The organism is Singulisphaera photorubra (genome assembly GCF_045290345.1).
GTDB lineage: Bacteria > Planctomycetota > Planctomycetia > Isosphaerales > Isosphaeraceae > Singulisphaera.
In genome coordinates this window covers 3,681,199-3,694,424 of record NZ_CP155447.1, presented here as the reverse complement: position 1 = coordinate 3,694,424, position 13,226 = coordinate 3,681,199, and the positions used below count along the sequence as shown (strand labels likewise).

Below are 13,226 nucleotides of genomic sequence, written 5' to 3'. Positions count from 1 at the left end.
CGATCGGTGCTGGTCGTTGCCATCGCATTCGTTACAATATTGTTCCAATAAACCGTGGGTTGGCCGTCCGATGCAAGCCTTCGAAGCCACGAACTTCTATTTTGACCAGGCCGCGTCGGTACTGGACCTGACTGACAATATGCGTACCTTGATGATTACCCCGGATCGCGAGCTCCGCGTCGAGGTGACCATCGAGATGGATTCAGGTCAGATCGGCAACTTCATCGGCTACAGGGTCCAGCACGACAATGCGCGCGGACCGTTCAAAGGGGGACTGCGCTATCATCCCCACGTGGATCAGGACGAGGCCCGGTCACTGGCCAGCCTGATGACATGGAAGACCGCGGTCGTCGACCTCCCGTTCGGCGGCAGCAAAGGGGGGGTCAACTGCGATCCCAGCAAACTCTCCCGCGGCGAACTCGAGCGGCTTACCCGGAAGTTCGTTCAGCAGATCCACGATTTCATCGGACCCGACAAAGATATCCCGGCCCCCGACGTCGGCACCGACGCGCAGGTCATGGCCTGGATCATGAACGAATACGCGAAGTATCATGGCTTCCATCCCGCCTGTGTGACCGGCAAGCCCGTGGAGTTTCACGGCTCGGCGGGCCGCGAGGCAGCCACCGGATATGGCGTCGCCATCGTCACTCGTGAGATGCTGACCCGCCTGAAGAAGACGATCGCCGGGACGTCGTTTGCCATCCAGGGCTACGGCAATGTCGGCAGCCACACGGCCAACTCCCTCCACCAGCAAGGGGGGAAGATCGTCTCCGTTTCCGACGCCTATGGAGCCATCGTCAACGTCGACGGCATCGACATCGCGGCGCTGGATAAGCACGTGGCCGCCAATCGCAAGGTCGTTGGGTTCAAGGGAGGAGACCCCAGCACCAACGAACATCTCCTGACGATGCCGGTCGACGTCCTCATTCCGGCCGCCCTCGGCGGTGTCTTTGACGCCAAGATGGCCCAGGCCGTCCAGGCCAAGCTGATTGTCGAGGCGGCCAACGGCCCCACCTGGCCTGAAGCCGACGATGTCTTCCACTCGCGAGGCATTCCCGTCGTCCCCGACATTCTCGCGAATGCCGGCGGCGTCATCGTCAGCTACTTTGAATGGGTTCAGAACCTTCAGCACTTCCGCTGGTCTCTCGACCAGGTTCAGCGCGAGGAAGAGAGCCGCCTCGTCGAGAGCTTCTCCAAGGTTTACGATCTGGCCCAGCGCAAGTCGGTCTCGTTGCGCACCGCCGCGTTCATGCTGGCCATCTCCCGGGTCGGTCGAGCGCGTGTTCTGGGCGGAATTTGATTGGATTCCAAACCCTGGCGCGTAATCCTACCGAACCTCATCCAAGGGGCCGAACCACGCGGTGTCCGGCATCTCCCTCGGAAAAAGAAACGCCAACTCCATGAGTGAAGCGTGAAGACGCATCCGAGTTTTCCATGCGTCACAGTCGATCAAGGGCTCACTGGACCTCGAATTCGACTCGATTTGACTCGACCATCAAACGCCCCCATTCAACAAAGCGACATGAACGATCATCACGTCTATCAAAATCCCCTTATCACCCGATACGCAAGCCGGGAGATGGCCGAACTCTGGTCGTCTCAACGCAAGTTCTCGACCTGGCGTCGGCTCTGGGTCGCCCTGGCCGAAGCCCAGCGCCAGCTCGGACTGAATGTTTCCGAGTCGCAGATCGCCGAGTTGCGCGCGAACGTCGATCAGATTGATTTCGAGGCGGCCCGCAAACACGAGAAACGACTCCGCCACGACGTCATGGCACACGTCCACACCTTGGGCGATGCCGCTCCCTCGGCGCGGGCGATCATCCACCTGGGCGCGACGAGCTGTTTTGTCACCGACAATACGGACCTGATCCTGATCCGCGAAGGATTGAGCCTGATCCGCAACCAACTCGTCGGCGCCATCGACGGCCTGGCTGAGTTCGCGCTGCGATGGAAGGATCTCCCCTGCCTCGGTTATACCCACTTCCAGCCCGCCCAGCTCGTGACCGTGGGCAAGCGCGCGACGCTCTGGTGTTATGAACTGATTCTCGACTACCACGAGATCGAACGACGGATCGCGGCCCTGAAATTCTTAGGGGTCAAGGGAACGACCGGCACGCAGGCCAGTTTCCTTGCCCTCTTCGACGGAGACCACGCGAAGGTCGAAGAGCTGGACCGACGCGTCGCCGCTGCGTTCGGGTTCGAGGGGTCGGTCCCCGTCTCGGGGCAAACGTACACTCGAAAAATCGACTCACAAGCAACCGCCGCACTCGCTGGCGTCGCCGAGAGTGCCCATCGGTTCGGGTCGGACCTTCGACTCCTTGCCCACGAGCGTGAGCTGGATGAGCCGTTCGAGGCCGAGCAGATCGGTTCTTCGGCCATGGCCTACAAGCGAAATCCGATGCGTGCCGAACGCATGTGCTCGATCGCTCGGTTCGCGATGGGGCTGGCGCCGGTGGCCGGGCAAACGGCCGCCACGCAATGGCTGGAGCGAACGCTCGACGACAGCGCGGTGAGGCGGCTGGTCTTGCCGCAAGCCTTCCTCGCCGTCGACGCCGTGCTGAACCTCTACCTCAACGTGGTGCCGGGTCTGGTGGTTCATCCCGCCATCATCGGCCGACACGTCAATGCCGAGCTGCCGTTCATGGCCACCGAGAACCTGCTGATGGCCGGGGTCCAGGCGGGAGGCGACCGGCAGGAACTCCACGAACGGGTCCGGATCCACTCGCTGGCCGCCGTCGCTCGCATCAAGGAAGGGGCCGGGGACAACGATCTGATCGAGCGACTTCGCAACGACCCAGCCTTCGCGAAGCTCGACTTCGAGACCCTGCTCGACCCGCTCCGATTCGTCGGTCGTTCCCCCGAACAGGTGGCTGAGTTCGTGGCCAGCGAGGTTGACCCGATCCGCCGCAACCACCCCGACCTGCGCGGTCAGAAGCGCGACGTCGACGTCTAAATCCCGCTTCGAACCGACGGGCAACCGCCCGTCGGGATTGCCCCCGGCGCACACCCTGACCGCGCTTCACCGGTCGGGGATGCACCCAGCGGGTCTGGAAAACGGGAACAACCCGAGCCCGAAGTCCACACCTCATCAAACAAGACCCCGGCCCGCAATCTGCGGAGCTTCAGGGTTCGCGATCGAAACAACGATCGCAGGTATCAGGCTCGCTTGCTTCTTAGGGCGAACACCCGCGTTGTGATGGCTCCCGCTTGAACGAAACGGCGGTAGGCGTCCGACTCCATCGGGTAGAGCGCAATTCGCCCGCGCTCATCGTAGTGAATCCCCCAGCCGTACTTCTTGGAGAGCAGCGATGCCCGAAGACAGGGGTGGGGCCTCGCGAGCAACTCCTCGCGGATTTCCTGGCCGCGGAAAGTTCGCTCTTCGTCCGATACTGCTTTGTGCCTGACGTGGACCTCATAGTGGAGGTCTTCATGAGTGGAGTGGTAGGGGTGGGTGGTGAGCAACTCGTACTGGAGCACGTGGACCGACTTACGTTCACCCTACGCAACCGGAACGGCGCCGCAGGTTTCAGGACAGTCACTCGCAACTTGAATGAATGTATCCTGAAAGCCCATGCTCCTCATCGTATCCCGCTCCAGTCGCTGCGGGGTCTTCGTCGCCCTTGATCGAGCCAGATGGATCCAGCACCAGCACCAGATTTGCCAGTGCGTGACACCCGACTCCTCCGGCTTGGAGGAGAAAAGTTCTCGCGAAGTCCCCTCAAAAAAACGAAGCGGCCGAGAGGGAGACCACAACAGCAATTTGCTGTCATGGCGGCCATCTCGACCGCTCGGTGTTTAGTCGTACGATCGCGTCGGTCAGAGGATTCGGGCGATTCGAGGAAGGCCCGGATCGTGGTGATCAAACGCGGGCAGCTTGGCGAGCCTTGCGAAGACGCTTCAGTTCCTCACGGCGGCGGCGCTCACTGGGCTTCTCATAATAGGCCTTGCGCCGCATTTCCTTCCGGAGACCGCTGCGCTCGCAGAGTTTGCGGAAGCGACGAACCGCTTCCTGGATCGACTCGCCGGACCGTACCCGTAACTTCACCACAGGCAAAACCCCCGACTTCCAGGCTCCCACCGGTTCGAGCGGCGGGAAATGACACGAAAGAGGCAGACCGGCACCAACCGGGCCTCTCTTTCGAAAACGCTCGCGATTACGGAGTATAGTCGAGGCAGCGGCTCTTGTCCAAGCCTCGATCTCCTCTATTTCCGCGAATCTTTCAAGCGAGGGGTTGGTCAGTAGCCCGCCGGCCCCTCGTTGCCTCCATAGGATCCGCTGTAACCTCCGCCACCACCTCCGTTGGCGCCTCCCCCGTAGCCCCCGCGACCTCCTCCACCTCCGTAGCCGCCCCGACTGCTACCACTGCTGCGTTCTTCGCGTGGTCGGGCTTCGTTGACGGTCAGCGGACGCCCTCCGTAGGAGGTTCCATTTAACGCCTCGATCGCGGCCTGGGCTTCGTCGTCGTGGTCCATTTCCACGAAACCGAAGCCACGACTGCGTCCGCTGAATTTGTCGATGATGACCTGACCGTTCGAGACTACTCCGTAAGCCTCGAAAAGCTGCTTCAATTCATCGCCTGAGGTGTCGTACGGGAGGTTGCCGACGTAGATGTTCTTTCCCATGGTCGCTAGCCTTGTTCAGAAACCATCCGGGTTCGCACAGTTGCGAACCTCGGTGCGTCATCTCCGAGGCTTTGGGAGAAGCGTCCAGTGGATCGCCCGTCAGAAGCGGACGAGGCCCCCATGCTTCACGCCACTGGGTAATATGTCGATCCCCCCTCGCAAACTCAAGCGAATTTCCCGGCTCGCAACCGAGAATCGCTTGTCGGTGGCGCGCAAATGCAGACGGCCCGGAAGGTTCCGGGCCGTCTCATCGCATCGGAAGTCATCAGATCGATCGCGAAAATCAGGCCAGATTGCGGTCGATTCGGGGGAGGAGCGAGCTGAAATTGAGTCGGTTCGGGCAGGCGCGTTGGGCCGCGTCGAGGTCGGCTCCCGCCCAATTGCGGTCGTTTTCCGACATCAGGCCATAGAGTCGTTTGGCTTCGCCCCGGTATCCGTACTGGTCGTGATAGGTGAGCAGGCGAGTCAGATCGCCCAGCGCCGCATCCGTACCCGCGGCGCGGGCACAGCGGCCGTCGCAGTCGGCACAGAACGTCGGGCCGGCGGCCAGGCAGGCGTCCCGAAGCTGTTCGATCTCCGCGCGGTTCATGGCCGTGAACTTGGTGGCCGCCAGGCTATCCTCGGTAATCTGATCGGTGTTCCGCATCGACACGCAGGCGGAGCTGATCCGTTCGTCGGACCAGATCGCGTGAAGCAGGCCCTGGTAGGGCGTGAGCCCCTTCTCCTTGAGGGTGGGCACCCGCTTGACCACGTCTTCAAGCTCTCCGTGACCGGCGACCTGCTTCATGGAGACCAGGCCGATACCTCGCTTGTGGCAGGCGTCGAGCGCCCGGTTCAGCGGAGCATCTTTTTCAAGCCAGGGGGTGAACTGCAGCATCACCACATCCACGAATCCACCGTCAGCGGCCGCCTGGATATATTCCGCCCGTTTCGCGTCATGACACGAGATCCCGACGAAGCGAGCTTTGCCCGACTTCTTGATCGTCTCGATCGTCTCTTTGAGTTCCTTGCTCTTGGGCCAGTCCATCGATTGCGGGCCGTAGTCGCTGCCGATGCCATGGATGAAGAAAAGGTCCAGGTAATCGGTCTGAAGCGCGGCAAGCCGACTGTCGAGTTGCGGGATCAAGTCTCGTGGCGAGACAGGATGGTCCTTGGTCGCGAGGAAAATCTCTTTGCGAACTTCGGGCATCGCTTGCAGCCAGCGTGCGATGGCCGGTTCGGAGCCGTAGCTCTTGGCCGTGTCGAAGTAGCGCACGCCGTTGGCGTAGGCGAAACGAAGGAGGCGGTCGGTTCCAGGACTGCGCCAGGTCCCCAGGTTGAGGATCGTCACGTCCGCGCCGGTTTTGCCCAGCGGGCGTAGCGGCAGTGTGGTTTTTTTATCGGCGGCGGGAGCAGCCAAGCTCCCCGTTGCTGAGGCCACGGTCATGGCCGAGGCGGTAGCGAGGGCGCCGGTTTGCAGAAAACCGCGGCGATTGACTTCGGAAACGGAGACTTCGTCGGCGTGCATGAGCGTTTCTCCGCGACCCTGGCCTCGAGATTCAATGAGCGGTCGGTCATTTTACGAATGTTAAACTAGTCGACGACTCGAGGATTGTCGAGGAGATTGTTGGCTCAGCCCCTCAAGAACAGACCGCCAGCGCTTCTCGGTCCCGGGCCTGCCGAGCGTGAGGAAGAATCTCTTCGCGGTACACTGGGATATGGCTCGGCGCTTCGATGCCCAGGCGAACCTGTTGGCCATCAATCTTGACGATCGTGAGAATGATTCCCCCATCGATCACAATCTTCTCGTTCAGCTTGCGGCTCAAGACCAGCATGTCAGCCTCCGTGAGTGCTCTTCAGAAAAATTGACTGTCGTATCGATGCCGATTCGTTTGTTCGTTCGTTCGCCGCGTCATTCATGAGCAGACGGCGAGAGCCTCTTGGTCTTTGGCCTGCAAGGCGAGCGGGAGAATCTCTTCGCGGTAGACCGGAATATGCCCCGGGGCTTCGATGCCCAGGCGAACCTGGTTGCGGTCGATCTTGACGACCGTGATGATGATTCCCCCATCAATCACGATCTTCTCGTTCAGCTTGCGGCTCAGGACCAGCATGTTATCGCTCCTTGATTCCGTCTTCCCAAAGTCTTGCGATTCCGTCGCTTCCGAGTTGCCTGCCTCAGTCCCGGCGAGCCCTCTTGGCGAACGAGATTAAAGATAAGCACGGGGTGTGCCGACGTTCTCTCGCTCTCCACATAGACAGTCGGAAATCCCTCGTCAGTCGCGACTTAAAAATTTCTCAAGTTTTCCGAGCCCAAGAATAGGTACGGAATTTTTGTCCAGTTCTCCACCTTTTCTTCCCAAAACTACAGGCGGAAGCGGAAAAAATGGGAAAGTGTCCGACCGATCGGGCCGGGTCTTCGAAACCACGCCATCAATTAGGATAGGCCGGGGCAGGTGGATGGGCGTTGCAAGACCTGGCCATGCTCGGCCGATTTGTTGCGATCGATGATGAGAGTGGTTCCCGGGATGGCAAAGGGACGGCGAAGAGGATACGATTTCCAGGATCGGCCGCGATGGTAGGCGGATTGACTAGCTTTCGAGGGCATTCAGGATCATCACGTGCGCGTAGGGATCGGTCACGACACACATCGGCTGGTGGCAGGCCGTCCATTGATCCTGGCAGGAGTTCGGATTGAGCATCCGCTTGGCCTGTTCGGGCATTCCGATGCCGACGTCGTGATGCACGCCGTGGCCGATGCACTGCTGGGGGCCTCCGGGCTCGGGGATATCGGCGAGCACTACCCCGATACCGACCCCCAATGGGAAGGACTCGACGGTAGCGTCCTGCTCAAGGATGTCATCAGCCGGGTCGCCCGCGAAGGTTGGCGGCCGTTGAATTGCGACGTCATCATTCATGCGCAGCAGCCAAAGCTCTCGTCCTTCAAGCTGGAGATGCGTACCAACCTGGCGAACCTCATGGGGCTCGCCGCGCAGGACGTCAACATCAAGGCCAAGACCGGTGAGAGCGTCGGACCGATAGGCCGAGCCGAAGCCATCTCGTGCGAGGCGGTCGTGCTGCTCAAGGCGGCCGTTCCCGCCTGATCGAGACGCGGATCACTCTCCCAGGCCCAGGCCGCCGGCATTCTTCCTTCACAACGATCACGAAACCGAGCCCGACCTTTATGTCGCTTCGCGTCTACAACACGCTGACCCAGACCAAAGAACCTTTCCAGACGGTTCGCCCGGGCGCGGTGGGCATGTACGTCTGCGGCCCCACCGTTTATTCTCGCAGCCACGTCGGCCATATGGTCGGGCCCGTCATCTTTGACACCATCAAGCGTTACCTCGTCTACCTGGGCTTCGAGGTCACGTGGGTCGTCAATATCACCGACGTCGATGACAAACTCATCGTCCAGGCACAGAAGGAAGGGACCTCGGTCAAGGAACTCGCCGACCGAGTCACCGAAGACTACCTCGCCTGTCTCCGTGCGCTCGGAGTCGACGGCATCGACCATATGCCTCGCGCGACGGAACATATCGACGAAATCATCGAGATGACCCAGGGCCTGATCGACAAGGGGTTCGCCTACCCCTCCTCGGGAGACGTTTACTTCGACGTGTCGAAAGCCCCCGACTACGGCAAGTTGAGCCATCGCGACCCCGAGGAACTCCAAGCAGGCGCACGGATCGAGCCGACCGCCGTGAAGCGGCACCCGGGCGACTTTGCGCTCTGGAAGGGGTCGAAACCGGGCGAGCCGTTCTGGGATAGCCCCTGGGGACCGGGACGCCCCGGCTGGCATATTGAATGCTCCGCCATGAGCATGAAAATCCTCGGCGCCCATTTCGACATCCATGGCGGCGGGCTTGACCTGGTCTTCCCCCACCACGAGAACGAGGTGGTGCAGTCCGAGTCGTACTCCGGTCAGACCTTCGCCACCTACTGGTTGCACAATGGCCTGCTGACCAAGGACGGCAAGAAGATCTCCAAGTCCGACCCTGGCACGATCGTCTTGATGTCTGACCTGCTCGAAGCTCATACTCCGGACACCATCCGCGCCCTGCTCCTGACCAGCCACTACCGCCGTCCGATCGACTACGGCCCCTCACGCCTCGACGAACTCGCCCGCGGCCTCCAGGCATTCTTCAAGGGCTTCGAGCGCTTCGAGCGAATCACCGGTGAAAGCTTTTACCAGCTCTCCGCGCCGACGCGACGCGGCGAATTCGACCCGGGAACATCGCCCCTCCTGGGCGAGATCGCCGAGCACCGCCAGCGCTTTCTCGACGCCATGGACGATGACTTCAATACCGGCGGCGCGATTGGTGAACTCTACGAGACGATCCACGCCCTGAACCGGTTCGCCAACGATCTGACTCCGCAGTCGGGCCCTGCGCTCGTGGAATACAAGGCAGGGATGGTCGTTCTCAAGGAACTGACGCAACTTCTCGGCCTCTTCCGAGAGCCCTTGGCCAAGCCCGAAACGAACCAGGATCGGCTCACCGCCCCGTTGCTCGACCTGCTGGTGCATCTCCGTACACAAGTTCGGAAGGAGAAAAACTTCGCGTTGGCCGATGAGATTCGTAACAAGCTGTCGGGCCTCGGCGTCACGCTCGAAGACCGAGCCGACGGCACCTCGTGGCGAATCGATTGATAGGCTTTTGGATCTCAACGGCGAAATGCTTCGACCAGACTCTCGACCGGGTGGGCAACCCCCACCCTTGGGGTATTGTCCCAAGGAAGGGCCAAACGCGATGGCGACGACGAGCACGATTCCGACCTCTGAGGCAGGTCAGCGACCTTTTTTCCGGGTCGTCGGAATCGATCCCGGTCTCATCGTCACCGGTTACGCGGTCGTGGAAACCTCTCCACGCGGCCCTTTCGTCATTGAGGCCGGGGTGATTCGACCGCGAGCCGACAAAGCGCCGATGGGGCGTCGGCTCGAGTTGATCCATCAGGGAGTGGCCGAAGTCCTCGACGCCTTTCCTCCCTCCTCGGTCGCGCTGGAACAGGTCCATAGCCACTTGAAGCATCCCAGGACCGCCATCCTGATGGCCCATGCGCGAGGAGTCATCGTCCTGGCCGCGGCCCAGCGGGGCGTGCCCGTCGTCGGCTACGCCGCCTCCCGGATCAAGAAGACGCTGACCGGCAGCGGCAAGGCTCCGAAACTGCAGATGCAACACGCCATTCAGACCGAGCTGGGACTCGATCGCCTGCCCGAGCCTCACGACGTGGCCGACGCTTGCGCGGTGGCCCTCTGCCACTACCAGATCGAGCGGAGTCAGCGAGGACTGCTCGGCCGCTGAAGCCAGTTGGAATCGGCCGCCCGGCCTTTCCCTGGCCTTTGGCAACAATGCGTTGGCTTGACCCCGGGCGAGCCAACGCTTTACGATGGACAGGTGTCAACAACGAGGGGACGCGATTCTTCGTCTCAGGATCTCGAGCCCACGGCTCGAGCGTGAGGAAGACGCGGCAAAGGGGACGACGGGATCTCCAGTGATTATCACCTTGAACGGCGAGCAGCGCGAGGTGCCCGCGCCAATAACCGTGGCCGGCTTGTTGCAAGAACTTAAGCTCAGGCCCGAGCAAGTGGCGGTCGAGGTCAACTCCGAGCTTGTCACGCGCTCACGCCACGACGAAACCCCGATCGTCCCGGGGGACATTCTGGAAGTGGTGACCTTGGTGGGCGGAGGGGGGGAACCGTCCGTGGATCTCGATTCGGACACGCTGACGATCGGCACGCATACCTTTCGGAGTCGCTTGCTCGTGGGCACGGGCAAGTACACAACTCTCGAGTTGATGCGCGACTGCCTCGACGCGAGTGGCGCCGAGGTCGTGACGGTTGCCGTCCGTCGCGAGCGACTCTTCGACCGCGATGGCCGAAGCTTGCTCGACTTCCTCGACCCCAAACGATACACGATCTTGCCCAACACGGCCGGATGCTTCACCGCGGAAGACGCCCTGCGGACGGCTCGCCTGGGCCGTGAGCTCCTCCTTGGCCTGGAGAATCCCGGGGCCGACTGGGTCAAGCTCGAGGTCCTGGCCGACACCAAGACGCTGCTTCCCGACCCCGTGGCGACTCTGGAGGCGACCCGGATCTTGGTAGACGAGGGGTTCCAGGTTCTCTGCTACACCAGCGACGACCCGATCATGGCCCGTCGTCTCAAAGCCGCCGGTGCCGCGAGCGTCATGCCGGCCGGCAGCCCAATCGGTAGCGGCCAGGGGATCCTGAACCCGAATAACCTCCGGATCATCCTCGAGGATCTCAAGGGAAACGACCCGGAATATCCGGTCATCGTTGACGCCGGAGTCGGCACGGCCAGCGACGTGTCGCTGGCGATGGAGCTCGGCTGCGACGGCGTGCTCCTCAATACCGGAATCGCGGGAGCCAAGGATCCGCTCCGGATGGCTCGTGCCATGCGACTGGCGATCGAAGCCGGCCGGCTCGCGGCCGGGGCAGGCCGCATTCCCAAGAAACTGTACGCGACCGCGTCGAGTCCGACCGAAGGAACGATCGGTTGACGACTGGGAAGGACGCCGTGACCCGACTTGTCGGCTCCTGGCCGCTTCCTTTTTTAGTTGACCTGGTGAGCGCATCTGACTTAAGACGGTCCGCCGTCATTCATACGGAATGGAGCGTCTCATGTCGCCTCTCGACCCCGTCCCCATCCTCGGTCCGGGCGGGGCCATCGCGCGGCGGCTGCCGAGCTACGAGTCACGCGAGGAACAGCTCGAAATGGCCAAGGCGGTCGCCCGCGCCATTGAGAACAAGTCGCACCTCATGGTCGAAGCCGGAACGGGGGTCGGCAAAAGTTTCGCCTACCTCGTGCCGGCGATCCTCGCGGCAGCCGAGTCCGGCCAGAAGAAGGTCGTCGTCTCGACCCACACGATTAGCCTCCAGGAGCAGCTCCTTCAGAAGGATCTCCCATTCCTTCGCTCGGTGATGCCGCAGGAGTTCTCGGCGGTGCTGGTCAAGGGGCGTTCCAACTACATCAGCTTGCGACGGCTCGACGCGACCGTGGCCCGCGCCGGGGCGTCGTTCTCGAGGCCCGAAGATCACGATCAACTCTCCGAGATCCGGCTCTGGTCAGGGAAAACGACTGACGGCAGCCGCGCTGACCTCGATTTCCGCCCGGCTCCCAATGTCTGGGATGCCATCGCGAGTGAGAACGGGAACTGTCTCGGTCGATCCTGCCCACGCAACAAAGACTGCTTTTATTACAAAGCCCGCCGGCGAATGTGGACGGCCAACATTCTGGTGGTGAATCACGCCCTCTTCATGAGCGACCTCGCGCTTCGGAATGCAGGGGCCAGCCTGCTCCCCGACTATGACGTCGCGATCTTCGATGAGGCCCACACCCTCGAGGCCGTGGCCGGCGAGCATCTGGGACTGAAGATCTCCAGCGGCCAGTTCGACTACACGCTCAGCAAGCTGTACAACGACCGCTCACGCAAGGGGTTGCTGGCCTATCACAAGCTCGACGACGCGATCATGCAAGTCCAGCGCGTCCGGAGCGAGGCGCTCAACTTTTTCGATGACGTCGCCGAGTGGCAGAATTCACAAGGAGCGACCAATGGCCGGCTCCGCAAACCGATCGCCTGGCCCGATACCGTTTGCGAGGAGTTGCGCAAGCTCGCGTCGGCCATCAGGCACGGGGCCGAGACCATCAAGGCCGAAGAGCAGCGCATCGAGCTGTCGGCCCTCGAAGAGCGTTGCCTCTCCCTCGCGTCCACCCTCTCCTCCTGGCTCGGCCAGAAAGAGCCGGACAGCGTCCACTGGATCGAGTTGACCGGGGGCTCACGGCGGCGGGTGACGCTCGCCTCCGCGCCTCTCGACGTCGGAGCCACCCTCCGTCGCGCTCTGTTCGATCGCGTTCCAACCTGCATCCTGGCGTCGGCCACGCTCAGCGTCGGCTCCCCCCCGCGCTTCGACTTCTGCAAGACGCGGCTCGGCCTGACCCAGGGGGAGAGCCTCCAGCTTGGCAGCCCTTTTGATTTTCCGAAACAGGTCGCCATCCACCTGAAAAGGAATTTACCCGATCCCTCTGAACGGAGCGCGGAGTTTGAACGTGAGGCGATCCAGGCGATCCCCCACTACCTGGAGAAGACCCAAGGAAAGGCCTTCGTTCTCTTCACCTCTTACAAGATGCTCGACGCGGCGGTCAGGACGCTCACGCCTTGGTTCGCGAAGCAGAACATCACCCTGATCGCCCAGAGCGAGGGCATGCCCCGCTCCAAAATGGTCGAGGCCTTCAAGGCGGACGTCGACAGCGTGATCTTCGGCGCCGATAGCTTCTGGCAAGGGGTCGACGTTCCCGGCGAAGCGCTCTCGAACGTGATCATTGTCCGGCTCCCATTCAGCGTCCCAAGCCACCCCTTACTCGAAGCGCGTCTGGAATCGATTCGCCGAAACGGCGGCAACCCGTTCAACGACTATCAAATTCCTGAAGCGGTCATCAAGCTCAAGCAAGGCTTCGGCCGACTGATCCGGTCGAAAACGGACCGGGGAATCGTCGTGATTCTCGATCCCCGCGTGCTCACCAAGCCATATGGCCGAACGTTCTTGAATTCGCTGCCCCCCTGCCCTCGAATCATTGAATAAGAGCGGTTTCAAACGGTCTCACGCCGAT

Annotated in this window: 13 protein-coding genes; 7 read left to right on the top strand and 6 right to left on the bottom strand. The window is 61.7% G+C overall.

What is annotated here, in order from left to right:
* Positions 1 to 70 precede the first annotated feature (70 nt).
* Entirely contained in the window at positions 71 to 1,300 is a 1,230-nt protein-coding gene (locus V5E97_RS14180; protein ID WP_406699969.1) for a Glu/Leu/Phe/Val family dehydrogenase, read from the top strand.
* Positions 1,301 to 1,522: 222 nt separating this feature from the next.
* On the top strand, positions 1,523 to 2,953 hold the full coding sequence (gene purB / locus V5E97_RS14175) for an adenylosuccinate lyase (RefSeq protein ID WP_406699968.1): 1,431 nt from the start codon (positions 1,523 to 1,525) through the stop codon (positions 2,951 to 2,953).
* A 203-nt stretch (positions 2,954 to 3,156) separates the two neighbouring features.
* On the opposite strand, the gene V5E97_RS14170 is transcribed toward purB, so the two are convergent.
* The 6 genes from V5E97_RS14170 to csrA all read right to left on the bottom strand — a co-directional run bounded on the left by V5E97_RS14170 (position 3,157) and on the right by csrA (position 6,713).
* A complete protein-coding gene (locus V5E97_RS14170; protein ID WP_406699967.1) occupies positions 3,157 to 3,477 on the bottom strand; it encodes a DUF6157 family protein in 321 nt (106 codons plus the stop codon).
* A 382-nt stretch (positions 3,478 to 3,859) separates the two neighbouring features.
* A complete protein-coding gene (gene rpsU / locus V5E97_RS14165; protein WP_026012078.1) occupies positions 3,860 to 4,048 on the bottom strand; it encodes a 30S ribosomal protein S21 in 189 nt (62 codons plus the stop codon).
* A gap of 188 nt (positions 4,049 to 4,236) precedes the next feature.
* Positions 4,237 to 4,623, bottom strand: coding sequence for an RNA recognition motif domain-containing protein (locus V5E97_RS14160; protein WP_406699966.1), 387 nt, complete (start codon positions 4,621 to 4,623; stop codon positions 4,237 to 4,239).
* Between the two features lie 283 nt (positions 4,624 to 4,906).
* The gene (locus V5E97_RS14155; RefSeq protein ID WP_406699965.1) at positions 4,907 to 6,130 is read right to left on the bottom strand and encodes an aldo/keto reductase; all 1,224 of its coding nucleotides are present in this window, start codon (positions 6,128 to 6,130) and stop codon (positions 4,907 to 4,909) included.
* 112 nt (positions 6,131 to 6,242) lie between these two features.
* Positions 6,243 to 6,437, bottom strand: coding sequence for a carbon storage regulator (locus V5E97_RS14150; protein ID WP_406699964.1), 195 nt, complete (start codon positions 6,435 to 6,437; stop codon positions 6,243 to 6,245).
* Between the two features lie 81 nt (positions 6,438 to 6,518).
* Positions 6,519 to 6,713 (bottom strand): carbon storage regulator CsrA, encoded by a 195-nt coding sequence (gene csrA, locus V5E97_RS14145; RefSeq protein WP_406699963.1) that lies wholly within the window; start codon positions 6,711 to 6,713, stop codon positions 6,519 to 6,521.
* 507 nt (positions 6,714 to 7,220) lie between these two features.
* Between csrA and ispF the strand changes: the two genes are divergently transcribed.
* From ispF to V5E97_RS14120, 5 genes are all read left to right on the top strand, one after another.
* The gene (ispF, locus tag V5E97_RS14140) at positions 7,221 to 7,703 is read left to right on the top strand and encodes a 2-C-methyl-D-erythritol 2,4-cyclodiphosphate synthase (RefSeq protein WP_406699962.1); all 483 of its coding nucleotides are present in this window, start codon (positions 7,221 to 7,223) and stop codon (positions 7,701 to 7,703) included.
* Between the two features lie 80 nt (positions 7,704 to 7,783).
* Positions 7,784 to 9,250 carry a cysteine--tRNA ligase gene (gene cysS / locus V5E97_RS14135; protein ID WP_406699961.1) on the top strand — a complete coding sequence of 489 codons (1,467 nt, stop codon included), beginning with the start codon at positions 7,784 to 7,786 and terminating at the stop codon, positions 9,248 to 9,250.
* 100 nt (positions 9,251 to 9,350) lie between these two features.
* Positions 9,351 to 9,902, top strand: a complete 552-nt coding sequence (gene ruvC / locus V5E97_RS14130; RefSeq protein ID WP_406699960.1) for a crossover junction endodeoxyribonuclease RuvC — start codon at positions 9,351 to 9,353, stop codon at positions 9,900 to 9,902.
* A 190-nt stretch (positions 9,903 to 10,092) separates the two neighbouring features.
* Complete coding sequence (thiS, locus tag V5E97_RS14125; RefSeq protein ID WP_406699959.1) at positions 10,093 to 11,118, top strand: sulfur carrier protein ThiS; 1,026 nt, start codon at positions 10,093 to 10,095, stop codon at positions 11,116 to 11,118.
* A 121-nt stretch (positions 11,119 to 11,239) separates the two neighbouring features.
* Positions 11,240 to 13,198, top strand: coding sequence for an ATP-dependent DNA helicase (locus V5E97_RS14120; RefSeq protein ID WP_406699958.1), 1,959 nt, complete (start codon positions 11,240 to 11,242; stop codon positions 13,196 to 13,198).
* Positions 13,199 to 13,226: the final 28 nt, after the last annotated feature.